The sequence below is a fragment of the Saccharothrix stipae genome (assembly GCF_054781895.1).
Genome location: NZ_BAAGTN010000017.1, coordinates 609,339 through 629,995 on the forward strand (window position 1 = coordinate 609,339; position 20,657 = coordinate 629,995).

The 20,657-nt window shown below is 70.8% G+C and carries 25 protein-coding genes; 12 read left to right on the plus strand and 13 right to left on the minus strand.

Features of this window, described 5'->3' with window-relative positions:
• Position 1: 1 nt before the first annotated feature.
• Positions 2-640 carry a TetR/AcrR family transcriptional regulator gene (locus tag ACYVLT_RS30935; protein WP_461123691.1) on the minus strand — a complete coding sequence of 213 codons (639 nt, stop codon included), beginning with the start codon at positions 638-640 and terminating at the stop codon, positions 2-4.
• Between the two features lie 136 nt (positions 641-776).
• On the opposite strand from ACYVLT_RS30935, the gene ACYVLT_RS30940 reads away from it, so the two are divergent.
• The 6 genes from ACYVLT_RS30940 to ACYVLT_RS30965 all read left to right on the plus strand — a co-directional run bounded on the left by ACYVLT_RS30940 (position 777) and on the right by ACYVLT_RS30965 (position 5,399).
• Complete coding sequence (locus ACYVLT_RS30940; protein WP_461123692.1) at positions 777-1,151, plus strand: VOC family protein; 375 nt, start codon at positions 777-779, stop codon at positions 1,149-1,151.
• Positions 1,152-1,243: 92 nt separating this feature from the next.
• Entirely contained in the window at positions 1,244-1,861 is a 618-nt protein-coding gene (gene sigM / locus ACYVLT_RS30945) for an RNA polymerase sigma factor SigM (RefSeq protein ID WP_077010621.1), read from the plus strand.
• On the plus strand, positions 1,858-2,616 hold the full coding sequence (locus ACYVLT_RS30950; protein WP_461123693.1) for a hypothetical protein: 759 nt from the start codon (positions 1,858-1,860) through the stop codon (positions 2,614-2,616). The genes sigM and ACYVLT_RS30950 overlap by 4 nt, the downstream gene beginning before the upstream one ends.
• 116 nt (positions 2,617-2,732) lie before the next feature.
• Complete coding sequence (trxB, locus tag ACYVLT_RS30955) at positions 2,733-3,731, plus strand: thioredoxin-disulfide reductase (protein WP_461123694.1); 999 nt, start codon at positions 2,733-2,735, stop codon at positions 3,729-3,731.
• A 27-nt stretch (positions 3,732-3,758) separates the two neighbouring features.
• Entirely contained in the window at positions 3,759-4,085 is a 327-nt protein-coding gene (gene trxA / locus ACYVLT_RS30960) for a thioredoxin (RefSeq protein ID WP_360448613.1), read from the plus strand.
• 171 nt (positions 4,086-4,256) lie between these two features.
• Complete coding sequence (locus tag ACYVLT_RS30965) at positions 4,257-5,399, plus strand: N-acetylmuramoyl-L-alanine amidase (RefSeq protein WP_461123695.1); 1,143 nt, start codon at positions 4,257-4,259, stop codon at positions 5,397-5,399.
• 51 nt (positions 5,400-5,450) lie between these two features.
• On the opposite strand, the gene ACYVLT_RS30970 is transcribed toward ACYVLT_RS30965, so the two are convergent.
• On the minus strand, positions 5,451-5,675 hold the full coding sequence (locus ACYVLT_RS30970; protein ID WP_461123696.1) for a hypothetical protein: 225 nt from the start codon (positions 5,673-5,675) through the stop codon (positions 5,451-5,453).
• Positions 5,676-5,716: 41 nt separating this feature from the next.
• Between ACYVLT_RS30970 and ACYVLT_RS30975 the strand changes: the two genes are divergently transcribed.
• Positions 5,717-6,136 carry a hypothetical protein gene (locus ACYVLT_RS30975; RefSeq protein WP_360448604.1) on the plus strand — a complete coding sequence of 140 codons (420 nt, stop codon included), beginning with the start codon at positions 5,717-5,719 and terminating at the stop codon, positions 6,134-6,136.
• Here ACYVLT_RS30975 and ACYVLT_RS30980 read toward each other — a convergent pair.
• Together ACYVLT_RS30980 and ACYVLT_RS30985 are read right to left on the minus strand one after the other, a co-directional pair.
• On the minus strand, positions 6,133-6,885 hold the full coding sequence (locus ACYVLT_RS30980) for an ArsR/SmtB family transcription factor (protein ID WP_461123697.1): 753 nt from the start codon (positions 6,883-6,885) through the stop codon (positions 6,133-6,135). The genes ACYVLT_RS30975 and ACYVLT_RS30980 overlap by 4 nt on opposite strands.
• Positions 6,886-6,954: 69 nt before the next feature.
• Positions 6,955-7,596 (minus strand): GNAT family N-acetyltransferase, encoded by a 642-nt coding sequence (locus tag ACYVLT_RS30985; protein WP_461123698.1) that lies wholly within the window; start codon positions 7,594-7,596, stop codon positions 6,955-6,957.
• Between the two features lie 145 nt (positions 7,597-7,741).
• Here ACYVLT_RS30985 and ACYVLT_RS30990 point away from each other — a divergent pair, with 145 nt between their 5' ends.
• The 3 genes from ACYVLT_RS30990 (at position 7,742) to ACYVLT_RS31000 (ending at position 11,038) form a co-directional block, all read left to right on the plus strand.
• A complete protein-coding gene (locus ACYVLT_RS30990) occupies positions 7,742-9,073 on the plus strand; it encodes an aminotransferase-like domain-containing protein (protein WP_461123699.1) in 1,332 nt (443 codons plus the stop codon).
• A 14-nt stretch (positions 9,074-9,087) separates the two neighbouring features.
• Entirely contained in the window at positions 9,088-10,032 is a 945-nt protein-coding gene (locus ACYVLT_RS30995) for a D-alanine--D-alanine ligase family protein (RefSeq protein ID WP_461123700.1), read from the plus strand.
• Positions 10,033-10,168: 136 nt separating this feature from the next.
• The gene (locus ACYVLT_RS31000) at positions 10,169-11,038 is read left to right on the plus strand and encodes a hypothetical protein (RefSeq protein WP_461123701.1); all 870 of its coding nucleotides are present in this window, start codon (positions 10,169-10,171) and stop codon (positions 11,036-11,038) included.
• 52 nt (positions 11,039-11,090) lie between these two features.
• Here ACYVLT_RS31000 and ACYVLT_RS31005 read toward each other — a convergent pair whose 3' ends face one another.
• The 4 genes from ACYVLT_RS31005 to ACYVLT_RS31020 form a co-directional block, all read right to left on the minus strand.
• A complete protein-coding gene (locus ACYVLT_RS31005) occupies positions 11,091-12,071 on the minus strand; it encodes a ParB/RepB/Spo0J family partition protein (protein ID WP_461123702.1) in 981 nt (326 codons plus the stop codon).
• Positions 12,068-12,976 (minus strand): ParA family protein, encoded by a 909-nt coding sequence (locus ACYVLT_RS31010; RefSeq protein ID WP_461123703.1) that lies wholly within the window; start codon positions 12,974-12,976, stop codon positions 12,068-12,070. The genes ACYVLT_RS31005 and ACYVLT_RS31010 overlap by 4 nt, the downstream gene beginning before the upstream one ends.
• Before the next feature lie 116 nt (positions 12,977-13,092).
• The gene (rsmG, locus tag ACYVLT_RS31015) at positions 13,093-13,770 is read right to left on the minus strand and encodes a 16S rRNA (guanine(527)-N(7))-methyltransferase RsmG (RefSeq protein ID WP_461123704.1); all 678 of its coding nucleotides are present in this window, start codon (positions 13,768-13,770) and stop codon (positions 13,093-13,095) included.
• A 176-nt stretch (positions 13,771-13,946) separates the two neighbouring features.
• Positions 13,947-14,405, minus strand: coding sequence for an NUDIX hydrolase (locus ACYVLT_RS31020; protein ID WP_461123705.1), 459 nt, complete (start codon positions 14,403-14,405; stop codon positions 13,947-13,949).
• Between the two features lie 46 nt (positions 14,406-14,451).
• Here ACYVLT_RS31020 and ACYVLT_RS31025 point away from each other — a divergent pair, with 46 nt between their 5' ends.
• Positions 14,452-15,441 (plus strand): methyltransferase domain-containing protein, encoded by a 990-nt coding sequence (locus ACYVLT_RS31025; protein WP_461123706.1) that lies wholly within the window; start codon positions 14,452-14,454, stop codon positions 15,439-15,441.
• 64 nt (positions 15,442-15,505) lie between these two features.
• On the opposite strand, the gene ACYVLT_RS31030 is transcribed toward ACYVLT_RS31025, so the two are convergent.
• Genes ACYVLT_RS31030 through rpmH form a run of 5 tightly spaced genes read right to left on the minus strand, consistent with a single transcriptional unit; the run spans position 15,506 to position 18,007 of the window.
• Entirely contained in the window at positions 15,506-16,048 is a 543-nt protein-coding gene (locus tag ACYVLT_RS31030) for a Jag family protein (RefSeq protein WP_073897791.1), read from the minus strand.
• A gap of 18 nt (positions 16,049-16,066) precedes the next feature.
• On the minus strand, positions 16,067-17,158 hold the full coding sequence (gene yidC, locus ACYVLT_RS31035; RefSeq protein WP_461123707.1) for a membrane protein insertase YidC: 1,092 nt from the start codon (positions 17,156-17,158) through the stop codon (positions 16,067-16,069).
• Between the two features lie 3 nt (positions 17,159-17,161).
• Positions 17,162-17,434, minus strand: a complete 273-nt coding sequence (gene yidD, locus ACYVLT_RS31040) for a membrane protein insertion efficiency factor YidD (RefSeq protein ID WP_053714550.1) — start codon at positions 17,432-17,434, stop codon at positions 17,162-17,164.
• On the minus strand, positions 17,431-17,850 hold the full coding sequence (rnpA, locus tag ACYVLT_RS31045; RefSeq protein WP_461123708.1) for a ribonuclease P protein component: 420 nt from the start codon (positions 17,848-17,850) through the stop codon (positions 17,431-17,433). The genes yidD and rnpA overlap by 4 nt, the downstream gene beginning before the upstream one ends.
• 13 nt (positions 17,851-17,863) lie before the next feature.
• Positions 17,864-18,007 carry a 50S ribosomal protein L34 gene (gene rpmH, locus ACYVLT_RS31050; RefSeq protein ID WP_073897783.1) on the minus strand — a complete coding sequence of 48 codons (144 nt, stop codon included), beginning with the start codon at positions 18,005-18,007 and terminating at the stop codon, positions 17,864-17,866.
• 463 nt (positions 18,008-18,470) lie between these two features.
• On the opposite strand from rpmH, the gene dnaA reads away from it, so the two are divergent.
• On the plus strand, positions 18,471-20,021 hold the full coding sequence (gene dnaA / locus ACYVLT_RS31055) for a chromosomal replication initiator protein DnaA (RefSeq protein ID WP_461123709.1): 1,551 nt from the start codon (positions 18,471-18,473) through the stop codon (positions 20,019-20,021).
• Positions 20,022-20,657 lie beyond the last annotated feature (636 nt).

Below are 20,657 nucleotides of genomic sequence, written 5' to 3' on the forward strand. Positions count from 1 at the left end.
CTCAGGCGCGGGTCGCGTAGCCGCCCAGCGCCGGTTCGAGCAGGTCGAAGACGCGGTGCGCGGACCGCGTGACGGTGGCCGCGATGGTGGCGTTGTCGAGCCCCTGCACGGTCAGCCGCAGCACTTCGCCGAACAGCAGCCGGTGCGCGCCCCCGAGTTGGGTGGCGACCGCCCCGGGCGTGATGTCGTCGGGCTCGGCGGCGGTCTCGGCGGCGAGGGCGGCGGCCAGGGCTTCCTCGCGCGCCTCGTGCAGTTCGCGCAGGCGCGCGGTGAGGGTGGGGCTGTCCACGACCATCCGGGCGAACGGCAGGCCGGAGAACCCGATCACCGGGTCGTGCGCGGCCGCGGCCTCCAGGAACGCCCTGCGCAGCGCGGCCAGCGCCGATTCGCCGACGGCCCGGGCGGCGACCGTGCGGGCGAGGCCGGCGGTGAACTCCTCGTGCTGGTCGAGGGCCAGGTCCTCCTTGCGCGCGAAGTAGTTGGTGACGGTCTTCTTGGCCACCCGCGCCGCCTCGGCGATGTCGGCGATCGTCGTCTCCTCGAACCCGCGCTCGATGAACAACCGGGTGGCGTGGTCGGAGATCGCCTGCCGGGTCTCCTGCTTCTTCTGCTCGCGCAGGCCGGTATTCGTGCTGGTCATGGCGCCACCCTGGCAGAGTTTTACGTCGGTGGCAAACTTCCTCTTGACGTTAGGTAGTACGAATGTATAATTGCACTCGTAGCAAGAACGTCGCTGCTCGACCCCGCTCCACCCGACCCCGCTCCGAGGAGACCGCTTGATCACCAAGTCCACGCTGTCGCTCAACGTCGACGACGTCACCGCGTCCAGCACCTTCTTCACCACCCACTTCGGCTACACCGAGCAGATGGCGGCCGACGGGTTCGCGTCGCTGGGCCACGAGGACGCGGTCGACCTGGTGCTGCTGCGCCGGGGCACCGAGGTGCTGCCCGAGGGCTTCCGCGACCAGCACGCCGCCGGGCTGATCGTCGCCTTCACGGTCGCCGACCTGACCGCCGAGCACGACCGGCTGCGCGCGGCGGGCGTCGAGATCACCATGCCGCTGCGCGAGGAACCGTGGGGTGAGCGCCTGTTCCAGGTGACCGACCCGAACGGCGTCGTCGTCCAGCTCGTCGAATGGGTGAACTTGTGACGCGCGGTCGCGGCGGGCGAGTGCCGGAGCGTCGGCACTCGCCCGTACAGGGGAAGAGCAGTGGGGTTGCCCGAGCCCGATAGGCTCCCGGCGTGACCGCCGCAGCCAGCTCGGACGCAGACCTCATCGCGGCGCACGCCGCGGGTGACCCGCACGCCTTCTCCGAGCTCGTGCGCAGGCACCGGGATCGCATGTGGGCCGTCGCGCTGCGCACGCTGCGCGATCCGGAAGAAGCCGCGGACGCGTTGCAGGAGGCGTTCATCTCGGCCTTCCGCGCGGCGGCGAGCTTCCGGGCCGAGTCGCAGGTCACCACCTGGCTGCACCGAATAGTCGTCAACGCCTGCCTCGACCGGATGCGCAGGCGTCAGACCAGGCCGACCGTCCCCCTGCCCGAGGCGGGCCCCGGCGAGCCGGTGGCGCCCCGCGACGCGATGGCCGAGCGCGAGACCCGCCTGGTGGTCCAGGCCGCCCTCAACGAGCTGCCCGAGGAGCAGCGCGCCCCGATCGTGCTGGTCGACGTGGAGGGCTACTCGGTGGCCGAGACGGCGCAGCTCCTGGGCATCGCGGAGGGCACCGTCAAGTCCAGGTGCGCCCGCGGGCGGGCCAAGCTCGCCAAAGTTCTGGGACACCTCCGGAACCAGAGTGCAGATGCGAACGTCCCAGTGAACGATGTGCAGGTGCAACAGGGACGTCAGTTGGAGGAACGATGACCGGCAATGCGCGGCGTTCAGGGCCGCCGTGGTCCGTCGACCTGCTGGCTGATCTGCACGCGGGGGCTCTGGACCCGCGGACCGAGGCCGAGCTGCGGCCGCTGGTCGAGAACGACCCCGAGGCCCGCGAGATCCTCGCCGCCCTCGACGCGACGCTCGACGACCTGCGCGACCTGCCGCCGATCCCGATGCCGCGCCACGTGGCCGAGCGGATCGACGCGGCCCTCGCCGACGAGGCGCGACCGACCGCCCCGGTGATCGACTTCGCGCAGGCCAAGGCGCGCCGCGCCAAGCGACTCGGCTGGGGCGCGGGGCTGCTCGCGGCGGCCGCGGTCGCCGTCGGCGTCGCGGTGGTGGCGATCCCCCGGGACAACACCGCGGGCGACGGTGGCGTGGCGCAGCAGGACAAGACCACGAACACGCCGGTCAGCGCGACCGCGTTGCCGCCCGGTAGCGACAAGATGCCCGCGGTGCGCGGCGAGAACTTCGGCCCGGTGTTCGGCGACGTGCTCAAGGCGCAGAACTACGGCCCGCTGGAGAACCAGGACCAGCTGGCCGACTGCCTGCGCGGCGCGAACATCACGGCGGGCAAGCCCCTCGGTGTCAGCCCCATCACGTTGGACGACAAGCCCGCCGTGATGGCGATCCTGCCCGGCGGCACGCCCGGCGCGTACCGCATCGTGGTGGTCGACCCCCAGACCTGCGGCCCGGACAACCCCGACGGCGTGCTGGCGAACAGCACCATCGAGCCGTAGCCGCGCCGTGTAGCCGAACTCACCGCGAACGCGCGGAATTACCGCACCCTACGATCCGTTGTGCGAAGAGCCGGGCCGGGTGATCCAGGTCCGGGAGCGACTAACGGAGGTCGAGGGTGTCGGACGTTCGGAACCTGATCGTCGTGGGATCGGGGCCCGCCGGGTACACCGCGGCGGTCTACGCGGCGCGTGCCCAGCTCGAACCGCTGGTGTTCGAGGGCTCGCAGTACGGCGGCGCGCTGATGACCACGACCGAAGTCGAGAACTACCCCGGTTTCCGCGACGGCATCATGGGCCCCGACCTCATGGAGCAGATGCGGGAGCAGGCCAAGCGCTTCGGCGCCGAGCTGCGCGCGGAGGACGTCGACGCCCTGGAGCTCGACGGCCCGGTGAAGTACGTCACCGCGAACGGCACCCGGTACGCCGCCCGCGCGGTCGTGCTCGCGATGGGCGCGGCGGCGCGCTACCTGCACGTCCCCGGCGAGCAGGAGCTGCTCGGTCGCGGTGTGTCGGCCTGCGCCACCTGCGACGGCTTCTTCTTCCGCGACCAGGACATCGCGGTGATCGGCGGCGGCGACTCGGCGATGGAGGAGGCGACGTTCCTGACCAAGTTCGCCCGGACCGTCACGATCATCCACCGCCGCGAGGAGTTCCGCGCCTCCAAGATCATGCTGGAGCGCGCGCGGAACAACGAGAAGATCAGGTGGCTGCTCAACGCCGAGGTGGTCGAGGTGCTGGGCCAGGCCTCGGGTTCGGTGTCCGGGGTGAAGACCCGCGACACCCGCACCGGTGAGGTGACCGAGCACCCGTTCACCGGCTTCTTCGTCGCCATCGGCCACGACCCGCGCAGCGAACTGGTCAAGGGTCAGGTCGAGGTGGACGGCGAGGGCTACGTCCAGGTCGTCGGCCGGACCACCCACACGAACGTGGACGGCGTGTTCGCCGCGGGCGACCTCGTCGACCACACCTACCGCCAGGCGATCACCGCCGCCGGTTCGGGCTGCGCCGCCGCGATCGACGCGGAGCGCTGGCTCGCCGAGCACGGGACCACGGAGGCCGCCGTCTCCGCCGAGCACGTCGGCGGCGGTTACGGCGAGCCCGTCTCCACCAGCTGAACCCACTTTCCGCAAGGGAGATACAACATGGCAGGCTCCACCGTGGTCACGTCCGCGCAGACCTTCACCGACGACGTCCTCACCAGCGAGAAGCCGGTGCTGGTCGACTTCTGGGCCACCTGGTGCGGCCCGTGCAAGATGGTCGCCCCGGTGCTCGAGGAGATCGCCGCCGAGCACTCCGAGAAGATCACCGTCGCGAAGCTCGACATCGACGCGAACCCGTCGATCGCGCGGGACTACCAGATCATGTCCGTGCCCACCATGATCCTGTTCCAGGGCGGGAAGCCGGTGAAGCAGATCGTCGGCGCCAAGCCGAAGGCCGCGCTGCTCAAGGACCTGTCCGACGTGCTCTGAGCGCAACCTGAACGGGTGACCCGTCCGTCTTCCGCAGAGACGGACGGGTCACCCGTTTGTGGACTCGTGACCACTCGCAGTAGCCCCGTCCGTGGTGTCGGCCGGAGCAAGGCACAATAGGGCGTCAAGGTCGCGTCGACGGATGTCGGCGCCTGAGTGAGCGAGGGGTGCATGCTGCTACTCCGCCGCGGGGACTTCGGTCCGGACGTCGCCGAGGTCAGGGCAACGCTGACGAAGCTCGGTCTGCTGTCCGATCCGCAGCCGTCCCAGGTGTTCGACCTGCCGGTCGAGCACGCTGTGCGCGCGTTCCAGCAGCAGCGGGGTCTCATCACCGACGGCATCGTCGGCCCGGCCACGTACCGCGCGCTGCGCGACGCGACCTACCGACTCGGCGACCGCCCGCTCGCGTTCCTCATCGCGCAGCCGGTGACCGGTGACGACGTGTCCGCGTTGCAGGAGCGCCTGCTGGAGCTGGGTTACGACGCCGGGCGGGCCAACGGCGAGTTCGGTCAGCAGACCGAACTGGCGTTGCGGAGCTTCCAGCGCGACTACGGCTTGATCGTCGACGGCATGTGCGGTCCGGACACGGTCCGCGCGCTGCGCCAGTTGCAGCCCAAGGTGCGCGGCGGGCGGCCGGTGTTCCTGCGCGAGCAGGAGCGGGTCCGCCGGGCCGGGCCGCGGCTGTCCGGCAAGCGGATCATCATCGACCCCGGTCACGGTGGCGCGGACCGCGGCGTCGTGGTCGACGGCGTGTCCGAGGCCGACGTCATGCTCGACCTGGCCAGGCTGCTCGAGGGCAAGATGGCCGCCACCGGCATGGAGGCCCTGCTCACGCGCGGGCCGAACCACAACCCGGACGAGGGTGAGCGGGCGCGCTTCGCCAACGAGGCGGGCGCCGACCTGATCCTCTCGCTGCACGCCGACCGCAACGCGTCACCGCTGGCCAGCGGTGTGGCGACGTTCCACTTCGGCACGGGCAACGGCACGTCGTCCACGGTCGGCGAGGCGCTGGCCGGGTTCATCCAGCGGGAGATCGTGGCGCGGACCGGGATGCTGGACTGCCGCACGCACCCCAAGACGTGGGACATGCTGCGGATGACCCGCTGCACGGCGGTCCGGGTCGAGGTCGGCTACCTGACCAACGCGGGCGACCGGCAGCGGCTGGCGAACCCGTCGTTCCGCGACGTCGTGGCCGAGGGCATCCTGGTCGCGGTGAAGCGCCTGTACCTGCTGGGCAAGGACGACCAGCCGACCGGCACGTTCACCATGGACGACCTGCTGCGGCACGAGGTCGCCACCGGCAAGATCCGCTAGCTCGCCGACACCGGCGGCCGTCCCGGCCCCGTCGCGGAGCCGGGACGGGGCCTACCAGCCCGTCAGCACGTCCAGCACCTCGGCGACGGCGTCCTCGTCGTCCGCGCGGTTCTGGGCCCGCAGGTCCAGCATCAGGTCGGTGAGCTCGTCCACCAGGTGCCCGCGCGGGATGCCCTCGGCCTGCCACCCGTCGAGCAGTGTGCGAATCTTCTCGAAGTCCCGCGATCCCTCGATGATCGCGAGTATTTTGCCCTGGATCTCCACCCCCACGTCCACGAGTCGATCTTATTGGCCGGCGCCGCCCGGTGAGGAGCACGATGGAGTTCTACCGCCTCGAACCCGAGGTCGCCGGTGTGTTGGGCGAGGGCACGGTGATCGACGCCGCGGCGCACCCACCGCGCATCGAAGCGGTGCACTACGAGATCACCGACTGGTCGGGTGACGACCTGGTCGAAGCGTTCCCGGTGTACCTGGTCACGGACGACCTGGCCGACACGCTGGTCGACAGCGGCCTGGACGCGTTCCGCATCCGGCGCGCCACGGTGACCCTCTCCGACGAGGCGCAGGAGATGCTGGAGGGCACGGAGCTGCCGACCTTCCACTGGCTGGAGGTGACCGGCCAGGCGGGCGTCGACGACCTCGGCGTCACCGACCAGGGGCAGCTCGTGGTCAGCGAGCAGGCGCTCGACCTGTTCCAGGGCGGCACGCTGGAGAGCTGCGACGTCGACCGCTACTAGCGGGCCGGCATCTCCCACGGGATGCCCGGCAGCACGTGACCGGTCTCCAGCAACGACTTCAGGTTCGACAGCACGGCCGCCCAGCCCGACGCCGCACCCGCGCGGTCGGCCTCGTCGGCCAGGCCGGTGTGCGTGACGGTCAGCCGCACGATCTCGCCGTAGGCCTCGATCCGGAACGTCACGGTCGACGTCACCGACGGCTCGGCCGGGTCGGCCCACGTGGTCACCAGGCGGCTCGGCGGCTCGGCCTCGACGACGTGGCCCACCACGTCGTCGACGTCCGACCCGTCCGTGCGCCGGTGCGCCCAGGTGGACCCGACCTGCCAGTCCGACACGTTGCGGTGGCCCCAGTACTCGGCCGTCACCTCGGCGTCGGTCAGGGCCTGCCACACCCGTTCGGGCGTGCTCTCGATGTACGTCACGTACACGAACTCCGGCTTCACCGGTTCCTCCGCTCGTCGTTTCACGTCGCTGAGCAGCCGCAGCCGCGGCCGCTCGAACTTGTCGATCCACCGCTCCTGCACCTCGTGCAGCGGCACCGGGTTGAGGTAGTGGAGCTTCTCCCGACCGCGGCGCACGGTGGTGACCAGGTTCGCCGCCTCCAGCACGGCCAGGTGCTGGGTGACGGACTGCCGGGTCATGCCCAGCCGCGCGCACAGCTCGCCGAGGGTCTGGCCGTTCTCCTCGTGCAGCCGGTCCAGCAGGAAGCGGCGCGTCTCGTCGGCCAGGGCTTTGAACACCTTGTCCACACCGCACGTTATGCAGGCAAATACCTGCATGTCAACCCGCAGTGAAGAACCCGCAGGTCGAAGCGGGTGTCAGACAGGCTTGAGACTGGGCTCGGCCGCTGCCGCCGTGGACACGGTCACCGAGCTGAGCAACCGCTCCAGCGCCGCCTCCACGTCTTCCTTCCAGGAGGACGCGCTGCGCAGCTCAAGCCGCAACCGCGGCCAGCGGGGGTGCGGGCGCACGGTCTTGAAGCCCACTTGGAGAAGGAAGTCGGCCGGCGTGACGCAGCTCGGCCCGTCGACCTCCGGCCGGTTGTCGCCGAACGCCTCGATCGCCTTGACCCCGCGCCGGGTGAGGTCCTTGGCCACCGTCTGCACGAGCACCCGGCCCAGACCGCCACCGCGGAACTCCGGCAGCACCTCGAGGCCGGTCATCAACACGGCGTCGGGGCTGGCGGGGGAGGTGGGGAACGCCAACGACCTCGGCACGGCCGCGGGCGGTGCGTAGAACACCGAGCCGGCGGGAATCCCGTCGGCGTAGATGATCCGACCGCAGGAACCCCACTCCAACAGCACGCTGGAGACCCAGGCCTCCTTCTCGAACTCGGTGTCCCCGAACTCCTCGGCCTGCTCCTTCAGGTGCGGCGCGAGCTCCCAGAACACGCAGGTCCGAGTGTGCTTGGAGAGGTTCTCCAGGTTGTCCAAGGTGACGCCCACGACACGACGCGACACCCCGACCTCCAAGCCCCCGAACACGTCCCCCCACGAGGATAGGCGGATGTGACCCCCGCCCGGAAGGCAGATGCCCCGAACGGGACGGCCGTTACACTCGGGCGGGAACAAACCCGCCGGTAACGCCCCACCTACGGAGTTTCCCGTGAACCTACCCGGACAGCCTCCCAAGCAGGGAGCCAGAAGCCTCGACCCCCACCTGCGCCGGTACGCGGCGCGCACGGCGGGCATGACGGCATCGGAGATCCGGGCGCTCTTCGCGGTGGCGAGCAGGCCTGAGGTGGTGTCCCTGGCGGGAGGGATGCCCCACCTGGCAGCACTGCCGCTGGACTCCCTCAGCGCGGAAGTGGCCGATGTGGTGGCCACGGAAGGCCTCGTCGCGCTCCAGTACGGCAGCGCGCACGGCGTGCCCGAGCTGCGTGAGCAGATCTGCGACGTCATGGCGCTGGAGGGCATCAACGCCCACCCGGACGACGTCGTGGTGACCGTCGGCTCCCAGATGGGCCTGGACATGGTCACCCGGATCTTCTGCGACCCCGGTGACGTCGTGCTGGCCGAGGGCCCGTCCTACGTGGGCGCGCTGGGCTCCTTCACCGCCTACCAGGCCCAGGTCGTGCACGTGGGCATGGACGCCGACGGCCTCATGCCGGAGGCGCTGCGCGAGGCCGTCGCCGCCGTCGAGCGGTCCGGCAGGCGCATCAAGTTCCTCTACACGATCCCGAACTTCCACAACCCGGCCGGCGTGACGCTCGCCGTCCAGCGCCGGGCCGAGGTCCTCGACATCTGCCGCACCCACGGCATCCTCGTGGTCGAGGACAACCCGTACGGCCTGCTGGGCTTCGACGGCGTCACCTACCCGGCGCTGCGGTCGACCGACCCGGACAACGTGGTCTACCTGGGCTCGTTCTCCAAGACCTTCGCCGCCGGCCTGCGCGTCGGCTGGGTCCTCGCGCCGCACGCGGTGCGCGAGAAGCTCGTGCTGGCCGCCGAGTCCGCGACCCTGTGCCCGCCGACGCTCAACCAGCTGATCGTGTCGCGGTACCTGACCACGCACGACTGGAAGGGCCAGATCAAGACCTACCGCGAGGCCTACCAGGAACGCCGTGACGCGGCGATCTCCGCGCTCGAACAGCACATGCCGGTTGGTTCCACGTGGAACAAGCCGAACGGCGGCTTCTACGTCTGGGTGACCGTGCCCGAGGGCATCGACACGAAGGCGATGCTCCCGCGGGCGATCACCCAGCGCGTCGCGTACGCCTCGGGCACCGGCTTCTACGCCGACGGCCTCGGCAGCCGACAGCTGCGCATCTCGTACTGCTACCCGACGCCCGAACGCATCCGCGAGGGCGTGCGGCGGCTCGCGAACGTCGTCAAGGACGAGATCGAGCTGCACGAGACGTTCGGTCCCACCGTGGGCCGCGCCGTCACGGGTAACCCGTTCTCGGGCACGAACAGCCCGTCGCCCGACACCGCTTGATCAGGAGTAGAGAGTTGTCCAACCGCTGGGTCGCAGTCCTGTCCGGGGGCCTTTCGCACGAGCGGGAGGTGTCCTTGCGATCCGGTCGCAGGCTGTCCGCGGCGTTGCGCGGGGTCGGTCTGGTCGTGGAGGAGTGGGACGCCGACGGCAACCTGCTCACCCGTCTCAAGGAACACCGGCCGGACGCCGTCGTGGTCGCGCTGCACGGCGGCGAGGGTGAGAACGGGTCGGTGCAGACGATCCTGGAGCTGATGGGCGTCCCGTTCGTCGGCACCGACTCGCGTGCCTGCCGCCGTGCCTGGGACAAGCCGACCGCCAAGGGCGAGCTGGCCCGGGCCGGCCTGACCACCCCCGAGTGGGCCGTGCTGCCCCACGCCACGTTCCGCGAGCTGGGCGCCCAACCGGTGCTGGACGCCATGGTCGATCGGCTGGGCCTGCCGCTGATGCTCAAGCCGGACCAGGGCGGCTCGGCACTGGGCGCCCAGGTCGTGCGGGACGCGGCCGAACTGCCGACCGCGATGGTCGGCTGCCTGGCGTACGGCGACACCGTGCTCGCCGAGCGGTTCGTCGAGGGGGTCGAGGTCGCCGTGGCCGTGGTCGACGGGCCGGACGGGCCGTACGCCCTGCCGCCGGTCGAGATCGTCCCGGAGAACGGCGTCTACGACTACACCGCCCGGTACACGGCGGGCCTCACGGACTTCCACGCCCCGGCCCGCCTGGACGAGAAGGCCGCGCAGGCGGTCGGCGAGCTCGCCGTCTCCGCCCACCGCCTCCTCGGTCTGCGGGACGTGTCGCGCACCGACGCGATCGTCGCCGCGGACGGCACGGTCCACTTCCTCGAAGTGAACGTCTCGCCCGGCTTGACCGAGACCTCGCTGCTGCCGATGGCCGTCGAGGCCGCCGGCAAGTCCCTCGGCGAGATCTACGCCGGCCTCGTCGAGCGAGCGGTATCCCGTTAGACCCTCTCACTGAACGATAACGGCCCGTGTCCAATTGGACACGGGCCGTTATCGTCACCGTGACATAAGACCCCGGGGTGATCCCTTGCGGGCAAAACGAATCCCATTTGTCCGATTTTTGGGGCTCATCGCTATCGTGGTCATCAAGCGGCCGGAGCGGCGGTGGTGCGGGGTGGAAACGGACGACAGCGACCGTTCGCGGCCCAACGTGACGGCCGGTTTGGTGACGTTCGCGGGGATCTTCGGCGCGGCTTTCAGCGTGGCGGCGTTCCTGCTGCCGGCCGGGGACCTGGGTCGCAAGCTCGTGCTCGCCGTGTTGCTGGCGAGCCTGTCCGCGCTCCTGTGGCGCGGGGTGGTGGCGTTCGCCCGCGGCCGGCTGGACCCGGTGTTCGCGGCGCTGACCGCGGCGAGCCTCGGTCTGGTCACCTGGTACGCGGTGCTGGCGGTGGGGGAGCGGGACCGGCAGCTCGACGCCCTCCGCTCCTCGGTCGGTCCGACGCCGAGCGCGACGACCACAACGACCGGGTCCACCACCTCCAGCACGACCACCTCGGCGGGGCCCGCCACGACGACCGCGGCGGGACTCGGCGAGTTCGCGCCCTCGCGCGAGGAGGTCTACAGCAGCGGCGTGGCCGAGATCGAGCTCGACCGGTACGGGTTGATCTTCGACTCCCACCACCGGTGGGGCACGTCCAGCGGGTGGGGTGGTTCGGCGGACGGCACCCGCAGCGACATCTCCTTCAGCGAGTCCGGGATCATCGGCCGGGACGGCACCGGCTTCGCGTTGGTCGGCGAGGGCGAGCCGAAGAGCTTCGAGCGCTGCCGGGACCAGGCCGACTGGGCCGGCTCGCTGACGTGGCAGCAGGTGCGGAAGGGCAGCTTCGTGTGCCTGCGCGCCGTCAGCGGCCGGCGCGGGCTGCTCCGCGTGGACGAGATGCCCGATCCGGGCGCGGACCGCAAGCGCGTGACCGTGACCGGGATCGTCTGGGCGACCGTGAACCGCTAGCCGGGCGTCGACCACGTGCGTCCGCTGGGACGTCAGGTGGTCGACGCCGCCGCTACTCCGCCGCGCGTCCTCGCTGCGCCGCTTCCGGCGACATGAGCTGGATGATCCGTTCGAGGTCGTCCACCGACCCGAACTCGACCACGATCCGGCCCTTCCGCTGCCCCAGTTCGACCTTCACCCGGGTGTCGAAGTTGTCCGACAGCCGCTCCGCCAGCTCCTGCAGGCCGGGCGCCTGGATCGGCTTGCGCCGGGCGGCCTTCGCCTTCGCCGGCTCGGCGCCCTTGGCCAGCGTCACCGCTTCCTCGGTCGCCCGGACCGACATCCCCTCCGCGACGATCCGGGTGGCCAGCTCCTCCTGCACGCCGGGATCCTCGATCCCCAGCAACGCGCGCGCGTGACCGGCCGACAGCACGCCCGCGGCCACCCGCCGCTGCACGGGCAGCGGCAGCTTCAACAACCGGATCGTGTTGGTGACCACGGGCCGGCTGCGCCCGATCCGGTCGGCCAGCTCCTCGTGCGTCACGCCGAACTCCTCCAGCAGCTGCTGGTAGGCCGACGCCTCTTCCAACGGGTTCAGCTGGACGCGGTGGATGTTCTCCAGCAGCGCGTCGCGCAGCATCACGTCGTCGGCGGTGTGCCGCACGATGGCCGGGATCGTCTTCAGCCCCGCCAGCTGGGTCGCCCGCCACCGCCGCTCGCCCATGACGAGCTCGTAGAGGTCGGGCCCGATCGCGCGCACCACGATCGGCTGCATCAGCCCGAACTCGCGGATCGAGTGCTCCAGCTCCCGCAGCGCTTCCTCGTCGAAGACCTGGCGCGGCTGCTTGGAGTTCGTGCGGATCGAGTTGACCGGCAGCTCCTGGTACACCGCGCCGGCCACCTCCCCGGTCGGCGCCGAGGAGGAGGGCGCAGGGGCGGACGACCCGTTGGCCACCGACCGGGCCGGCGACGCCGCCGGTGTGCCCGGAGGCGGGCCGCTGGGGATCAGGGCCGCGAGCCCGCGGCCGAGGCCACCCTTGCGCTGTTCCGTCATGCCGACCCCATCTCCGCGCCGAACTCGGCGATCTCCCGTGCCGCGTCGAGGTAGCTCATCGCGCCCCGTGAGCCGGGATCGTAGGTGAGCACCGTCTGACCGAATCCTGGTGCCTCGGAGACCTTCACGCTGCGCGGGATCACCGTTTTGAGGACCGTGTCGCCGAAGTGACCGCGCACCTCGCTGGTCACCTGGTCGGCCAGCTTCGTGCGGCCGTCGTACATGGTGAGCAGGATGGTGGACACGTTCAGCGTCGGGTTCAGGTGCGCCTGCACCAGTTCGATGTTGCGCAGCAGCTGCCCCAGACCTTCCAGCGCGTAGTACTCGCACTGGATCGGGATCAGCACTTCCTGCGCGGCGACCATCGCGTTGACGGTCAGCAGGCCGAGCGACGGCGGGCAGTCGATGAACACGTAGTCGGGCTGGATCGGGTCCAGCGCCTCGGGGCTGAGCGCCTCCTTCAACCGCGACTCGCGAGCGACCATCGAGACCAACTCGATCTCCGCGCCCGCCAGGTCGATCGTGGCGGGCACGCAGTACAGGTTGGGGGACTGGTTGCTGACCTGAGCCGCCTCGGCGACGGAGATCTCACCGATCAGCACCTCGTACACCGACGGCGTGCCGGAGCGGTGCTCGACGGCCAGCGCGGTGCTCGCGTTGCCCTGCGGGTCGAGGTCGATGACGAGGACCTTGAGCCCGTGGATGGCGAGCGCGGCGGCCAGGTTCACCGTGCTAGTGGTCTTGCCCACGCCGCCCTTCTGGTTGGCGACCACCATGACGCGGCGGCGGTCCGGGCGGGGGAGTTGGAGGGAGTCGGGGTGCAGGACGCGGGTGGCGCGTGCCGCTTCTTCCGCGATGGGGGTCCACACGGTGCTGTCTCCTGCCGGTTCCACGTTGTTTGCCAAGTTCGGGTCAAGCGCGGGACGGAGCACTTCGCCGGCGCCCACCACACCTTCGGGCTCGGTTTCACGTGAAACACCGGCCGCTTGGAACACCGGTTGCAGGGGGTCGGGGTACACGTTCACCGATCCTTCCTTCTGCGACGCCCGCCTTCACGGCGGCTCGCCTGCTCGTCGCGCTCCACGAGCACGACGGTCGTCGGCAGTTCGAGTACTTCGCCACCGCAGGTGATGACGCGCGGTCGGATCCCTCCGGCCCGGCGCACCGCCTCGGCGTCGCGTTCCAGTTCTTCCGCGGCGCTCTCGCCCTTGAGAGCAACCAGACGTCCACCGGGACGCAGCAGCGGCAGGCACCACCGCGTCAGCCGTTCCAACGGAGCCACCGCGCGAGCGGTCACGACGTCGCTGTCGGACAGCTGGTCGACCACCGGCCCCTCCTCGGCCCGCCCGCGCAGGACGGTGACCTTCAGGTCGAGAGCTTCGACGCATTCGGTCAGCCACGCCACGCGGCGTGCCATCGGCTCCAGGAGCGTGAGGTCGAGGTCCGGCCGTGCGATCGCCAGGGGGATGCCCGGCAGGCCCGCGCCCGAGCCTACGTCCACGACCCGTGCACCTTCGGGAAGCAACTCCGCGACGACGGCCGAATTCAGGATGTGGCGCTCCCAGAGCCGGTCGACCTCCCGAGGACCGATGAGCCCGCGCTCGACGCCGTGCTCGGTGAGCAGTGCCGTGAAGGCGACCGCCTTGTCGTAGTGGTCACCGAAGACCTTCTTCGCGCGGTCTTCCACCTCTGCGGCCATGACTCCGTCCGGGACGTTTCACGTGAAACCACACCGGACGCCGGCGGCGGCCGGGTGTGGGCGATGGGGTTGGGCGTCTCGTCGAAGAGGCGGTGAGCCCCACGAGATGTGCCGGTCCCCACTATGACGGATCACCCCGGCGACACGCCAAATCGAAGTGACCAGATCCGCGTGTTTCACGTGAAACTGGCGATCCGACCGTCCTTCGGCAGCACGCGGAGGAGTTCCAATGCGTAGTCGACCGACTCGACGTGATCCAGACTCGGCACCTCGTCGAGCGGGAACCACGCCGCCTGGTCCGTGCTGCCGCCCACCTCGTAGGTGAGCTCGCCGCCCACGACGTGCGCCTCGTACATGATCCGGATCCGGTGGTAGTCGACCTCGACCTGATCGCGGACCATCGGCCCGCGGACGTTCTGGATGCCGAGCAACCGGTCGACCTCGGCGCGGTAGCCGGTCTCCTCGAACACCTCGCGGACCACCGCGTCGTACGGGTCCTCACCGTGGTCCAGCCCGCCGCCGGGCAGGATCCACATCGGCCGGTCCGGACCCAGCCACCGGGAGAGCAGCAACCGGCCGTCCTCGATGATCACGGCGTAGGCGGCGACGCGGAACTTCCGGATGATCTCAGTCATGCCGCGACGGTTTCACGTGAAACGTGACGAGGGGAAGGGATTGGCGATGTACACGATCCGACCGGGGGTGCTGAGCACCATGGGGCACCCGCACAGCCTCCAGCACCTCGCCGACCTGGCGGCCGCCGGCGTGGAGGTGGTCGTGTGCGCGCTGACCGACACCGAACTCGCGGAGCTCGACCTGGCGGACGAGGCCGACGCGGCACGTGACGCCGGCCTGGCGTTCCACCGGGTGCCGATCCCGGACTTCGGCGTGCCCGCAGCCGCGCTGCAGCTGGAGCCGGTGCTCCAGGACCTCCGTGCCGGCCGGCACGTCCTGGTGCACTGCTGGGCCGGGATCGGCCGGTCGTCGTTGGTGGCCGGCGCGCTGCTGGTGATGGACGGCGCGTCGCCCGAAGCGGCGTGGCAGGCGATCGCCGAGGCACGCGGGCGTGACGTGCCCGAGAACGACCGGCAGCGCGCGTGGCTGACCACGTTCGCGCGGTCGCGGTTCTGGGACGACCGGGCGGCGACGTTCGACGAGGACGCGGACCACGGGCTGCGGGACCCGGACGTCCGGCGGGCGTGGGCCGACCTGCTCCTGCCGTTGCTGCCGCCCGCGCCCGCGTCCGTGGTCGACCTCGGCTGCGGCACGGGCAGCCTCACCGCGTTGCTCACCGACGCGGGCCACCACGTGCGCGGGCTCGACCTGTCCGAGCGGATGCTCGCCGCGGCCCGGGAGAAGGTGCCCGGCGCGGAGTTCCGCCAGGGCGACGCCGCCGACCCGCCGTACCCGCCGGCGTCGTTCGACGTGGTGCTGGTTCGCCACGTGCTGTGGGCGCTGCCCGACCCGGCCGCCGCGCTGGACCGGTGGCGGGCGCTGCTCCGGCCGGGCGGGCGCCTGGTCCTGGTCGAGGGTCGATGGTCGACCGGCGCCGGGCTGACCGCCGCCGAGTGCGTCGCGCTGCTGGGGGAGGGGGACGTCCGGCCGCTGACCGACCCGGCGCTGTGGGGCCGTGAGATCGAGGACGAGCGCTACCTCGTGCTGGCCCGCTGACCCCGGCGGGCAGCAGAACGGCCCCGGTCCACCAGGGACCGGGGCCGTTCCACGTGGAGCCCGTTCAGGGCTTGGGCAGCACCACCACGCGGCGCTGCGGCTCCTCGCCCTCGCTCTCGCTGTGCACGCCCGCCACGGCGGCGACGGCGTCGTGCACGACCTTGCGCTCGAACGGCGTCATCGGGTGCAGCCGCACCTTCTCACCGGTCGCCACCACCTTCTCCGCCGTCGTCCGACCGAGATCGGCGAGTTCGGCACGTCGTCCGGCGCGCCACCCGGCGATGTCCAGCATGAGGCGGCTGCGCACGCCCGTCTCCTGCTGGACGGCGAGCCGGGTCAGCTCCTGCAACGACTCCAGGACCGTGCCGCGGGGACCGACCAGCTTCTCCAGGTCGTCACCGCCGTCGATGCTCACGATCGCCCGACCCGCCTCGACGTCGAGGTCGATGTCGCCGTCGTAGTCGAGCAGGTCCAACAGCCGCTCGAGGTAGTCCCCGGCGATGTCGCCCTCCTGGACGAGCAGGTCCTCCGAACTCCCCGACCGCGCCGGCGGGACCTCGTCGGCCTCCGGTGCGTCCACGTCGGCCGCCTGCAACGTCTCCGACACGATGTCTCCTCTCCAGGGTCAACGACGCTTCTTGTTGCCCTGCTTCTTGCCAGGGGATCGGTCTGGGCTCAGACCGGGAATCTCGGTGGACGGCTTCGCGGTCCCGGTGGACTCGGCGCCGTCCGTCGCCGGCTGCGCGTCGGCGGCGGGCTTGGTGCCCGCGGGCGTGATGCCCGCCGGCTGCGTGCCCGCGGGTTTGATGCCCGCAGGCTGCGTGCCCGCGGGCTTGCGCGGCTGCGGCTTCTGACCGGGCTTCGGCTTGGTCGCGGGCTTCACACCCGGCTTCGGCGCGAGCGCCGAGCGCTGCTGGGTCGCCTCGACCTTCTTCGCCTCTTCCTCGCGGTCGATGCGGTGGTACACGACGTACTGCTGACCCAGCGTCCACGCGTTGTTGCTCAGCCAGTAGAGCAGGATCGCGATGGGGAAGAAGAGGCCACCGACGAGCACGCCGATCGGGAAGATGTAGAGCGTCAGCTTGTTCATGATCGCGGTCTGCGGGTTGTCCGCCGCCGCCTGCGTCTGCCGGGCCACCGAGTGGCGGGCGGTGAAGTGCGTCGCGATCGACGCGATGATCATCAACGGGATGGAGACCAGCAGCACCGCGTTGCGGCTGGTGTCGCCCAGCGCCGCGAGCTCGTTCGCGGGCATCGTGATGAACGTCGAGAGGTTCGCGCCGAACAGCTTCGCGTTGACGAAGGACTCCACGCCCTGGGCGTCGAAGAAGTAGACCTCGCCCCAGCCGGGCTTGAACGAGCGCAGCACGTGGAACAGGCCGATGAACACCGGGATCTGCACCAGCATCGGCAGGCAGCCGCCCAGCGGGTTGACGCCGTGCTCCGACTGGAGCTTCTGCATCTCCTGTGCCTGGCGCTGCTTGTCGTTGCCGTACTTCTTCTTGATCTTCTGCAGCTCGGGCGCGAACTCCTGCATCTTGCGCATCGAGCGGACCTGGCCGACGAACGGCTTGAACAGGATCGCGCGCAGCGTGAAGACCAGGAACACCACCGCCAGGGCCCACGCGAACCCGCTCGACTCGCCGAAGACGTGGCCGAACACCCAGTGCCAACACCACAGGATGAAGGACACCGGGTAGTAGATGAAGTTGAGCACTAGCTACTCCTCGGCAGGAAGGTCGGGGACCGCGTTTCGCCTCGGCGGAACCGGGTCCAGGCCACCAGGGTGCCAGGGTCCGCAGCGGCCCAGCCGGCGCAGGGTCAGCCAGGAACCGCGCAGCGCACCGTGGACGGTCAACGCCTCCACCGCGTAGGCACTGCAACTCGGGTGGAAACGGCAGGTCGGGGGCAGCGCCGGGGAGATGAACTTCCGGTAGAAGCGCACCGGCAGCAGCAGCGCCCGGACGACGGGGCTCACCTGGACGGTCGTCATCGCAGCACCTTGTTCAGCGCCGCGTCGAGGTCCCGGCCGAGCTCGGCGCTGTCCGCATCGGCTGACGGTGCCAACGCGCGCACCACGAGCGAAGTTCCGGGCGGCAGCACGTCGAGGCGATCGCGCACCACGTGCCGGAGCTTGCGACTCACCCGGTGCCGGACGACGGAGTTGCCCACGGCCTTGCTCACGACGAAGCCCACCTTGGACGGGTCCAAGGTGGGCTGCGCCGAGGTACGTTGCTCCGCCGAGGCGCCATTGGCCGCCGTCGAAGTGGGTCGCCCCGATGCACCGCCGGCGGATGCCGTCGCCATCAGGACGTGCACCACCAGCCGGGACCGGCCGGCCCGGCGGCCTCGGCGGACCACCAGGCCGAAGTCCTGGCTGCGGGTCAGCCGATTGGCCGCGGGTAGCACGGCGCTGCGGCGATCAGGCGGACAGCTGCTTGCGGCCCTTGCCACGGCGCGCGGCCAGGATGGCGCGACCGGCGCGGGTGCGCATGCGCAGCCGGAACCCGTGCGTCTTCGCACGGCGACGGTTGTTGGGCTGGAAGGTGCGCTTACCCTTGCTCACGGTCGGACTCCCGGTGCTTAACTGCCAAGCAGGTCTGTGGTTGTCCCCAGCGAACTAGCCTTAGGCGCGCGAAAAGCACCCCACGCAAGCGGGAGACGGTTACGAGGGTACGCAGCCCCGGGGGCGCGGTTCAAATCGGGGTCGCACCCGGGGCCGGGACGCGGCGTCCGGCGCACGTAAAGGGCTTGCCCGGCGGTACGCCTTGTGGCAGGGCCCGCACCTTGTTAGCGTGCTGCCTTCGCGGGTGGGTTGCGGGTAGCCGCGGGAGGACCCGGAGGGGGTCGAGCCGCCGCCACGCCGGCCGCAGGTGCTCGGGAGCAACGGGGGGATCCGCTGCGCTCCGGGTCGCGTTCGTGCACAGTTGTGGATAACTCTGTGGATGCCTCTATTCTCCGTGTCCACGTCGTGGAAGTTCCCCGGGGACTGACCGCGGAGCCGTCACCGAGGGGAGGGGAGCGCGGAGGTGTCCGACCACCAGGCCGATCTGGGTCTCGTGTGGGAGCAGGTCGTGCAGGAGCTCGCCGCCAGCACGTTGTCTCCCCAACAGCGCGCGTGGATGCGCGTGACCCGGCCCATCGGGCTGCTCGACGGGACCGCGCTGCTCGCCGCGCCGAGCGACTTCGCGAAGGAAGCCATCGAGCGCGCGCTGCGCGAGCCCATCACCGCCGCCCTGTCCCGTCGACTGGGCCGGGCCGTCTCGCTGGCCGTGAAGGTCGACTCGCCCGATCCCCTGACCACGCCGATCCCCGTGCCGGGCGTCGTGCCCGTACCCGTGCCGGTCGCCGGTCCGGCCGCGGTGTCGGTCAACGGCGGGCTCGCGGTCGAGGCGGAGACCGAGGGCGACACCGAGGACGAGGTCGACGAGGAGGGCGAGGCGCTCGCCGCCGTCACCGAGATCTGGCCGACGTTCAGCGGTGGTCACGCCGCGCCGAGCGGCATGCCGTACACCCGGCCGGCCAACCCGGTGGCCTCGCAGACCAGGCTGAACGAGAAGTACAACTTCGACACCTTCGTCATCGGCGCGTCCAACCGCTTCGCGCACGCCGCCGCGGTGGCCGTGGCCGAGGCGCCCGCCCGCGCGTACAACCCCCTGTTCATCTGGGGCGAGTCCGGGCTCGGCAAGACGCACCTGCTGCACGCGGTCGGGCACTACGCGCAGCGGCTGTTCCCCGGGATGCGGGTGCGGTACGTGTCGACCGAGGAGTTCACCAACGACTTCATCAACTCCCTGCGTGACGACCGCAAGGTCGCCTTCCAGCGCCGGTACCGGGACATCGACGTGCTGTTGGTCGACGACATCCAGTTCCTGGAGGGCAAGGAAGGCACGCAGGAGGAGTTCTTCCACACGTTCAACACGCTGCACAACGCGAACAAGCAGATCGTGGTCTCCTCCGACCGGCCGCCCAAGCGGCTGGAGACGTTGGAGGACCGGTTGCGCACGCGGTTCGAGTGGGGCCTGATCACCGACATCCAGCCGCCCGAGCTGGAGACGCGCATCGCCATCCTGCGCAAGAAGGCCGCGCAGGACCGGCTGGCCGCGCCCGCCGAGGTGCTGGAGTTCATCGCGGCGCGGATCGAGCGCAACATCCGCGAGCTCGAAGGCGCCCTGATCCGGGTGACCGCGTTCGCGTCGCTGAACCGGCAGCCGGTCGACGTGCAGCTGGCGGAGATAGTCCTGCGCGACCTCATCCCGGACTCGCACGCGCCCGAGATCACCGCGCCGACGATCATGGCCGTGACGGCGGAGTTCTTCAGCGTGTCCATAGACGATCTCTGCGGCCCCGGTAAGACGAAGGTGCTGGCGCAGGCGCGGCAGATCTCGATGTACCTGTGCCGAGAGCTCACGGACCTGTCGCTGCCGAAGATCGGCCAGACGTTCGGCGGCCGCGACCACACGACGGTCATGCACGCGGACAAGAAGATCCGCAAGGAGATGGCCGAGCGCCGCCGGGTGTACGAGCAGGTGCAGGAGCTGACGTCGCGCATCAAGCAGCGCGCCCGCCACACGCCCTGACCCGCCGGCCACACGCGCTGACCCGCCACACCTCTCCCTGACACCTCGCAAACGCTTGCGCCTGTCCGGCTGACCGCACCCCGCACCCCGCACACCTTCGGGTGGTGAGCCGCAGCTCGCCGTGCCCGCGCTCGGCCGTGCCCTGACTCTCCAAGCGAGACCGGCCGCGGAACCGACCGCCGCCCCCGGCGGACCCACACCCGTCGGTTCCGCCGGACCCGCGTCCGTCGGGTCGCGCTCGGTCCTCCTGGGCCCTCCTCGGCACGAGTCGGGTCGTCGTCCGAGCGGCCCTCCGCTCGGGGTCGAACCGCCCGTCGTCGCACCCGGGTGCCCGCGCTCGCACCCGGGTGTCCCGCCATCGCACCCGGGTGCGAGCCGCACCGCACCCGGGTGCCGTCCGGATCCGCCGCCGCCACCCGGGTGCCGTCCCCGCAGCGGACCGCCTGGAGCCGACTGAGCGGTATCCACACCCGGGCGTGGACGCGGGACCGGTGGGGGTCGTTTCGTGTCACCCGTGTGAGGTACCCAGGCCCCGGTGGGGCGCGGTCCAGGGCGTTTCCGGCCCACCCCAGGGGATGCGTCGCACGTCCCGGCGCAGGTGAACGACCGGCTACGAGTTGTCCACAGGCCCAGAAA

Coding starts and splice junctions, on each gene's coding strand:
- ACYVLT_RS31020 (WP_461123705.1), bottom strand. CDS start 14,405: ATGACTGAGATCATCCGGAAGTTCCGCGTCGCCGCCTACGCCGTGATC.
- ACYVLT_RS30935 (WP_461123691.1), bottom strand. CDS start 640: ATGACCAGCACGAATACCGGCCTGCGCGAGCAGAAGAAGCAGGAGACC.
- ACYVLT_RS31005 (WP_461123702.1), bottom strand. CDS start 12,071: ATGACGGAACAGCGCAAGGGTGGCCTCGGCCGCGGGCTCGCGGCCCTG.
- rsmG (WP_461123704.1), bottom strand. CDS start 13,770: ATGGCCGCAGAGGTGGAAGACCGCGCGAAGAAGGTCTTCGGTGACCAC.
- ACYVLT_RS30965 (WP_461123695.1), top strand. CDS start 4,257: ATGCTGCTACTCCGCCGCGGGGACTTCGGTCCGGACGTCGCCGAGGTC.
- trxA (WP_360448613.1), top strand. CDS start 3,759: ATGGCAGGCTCCACCGTGGTCACGTCCGCGCAGACCTTCACCGACGAC.
- ACYVLT_RS31025 (WP_461123706.1), top strand. CDS start 14,452: ATGTACACGATCCGACCGGGGGTGCTGAGCACCATGGGGCACCCGCAC.
- ACYVLT_RS30975 (WP_360448604.1), top strand. CDS start 5,717: ATGGAGTTCTACCGCCTCGAACCCGAGGTCGCCGGTGTGTTGGGCGAG.
- ACYVLT_RS30950 (WP_461123693.1), top strand. CDS start 1,858: ATGACCGGCAATGCGCGGCGTTCAGGGCCGCCGTGGTCCGTCGACCTG.
- yidD (WP_053714550.1), bottom strand. CDS start 17,434: ATGACGACCGTCCAGGTGAGCCCCGTCGTCCGGGCGCTGCTGCTGCCG.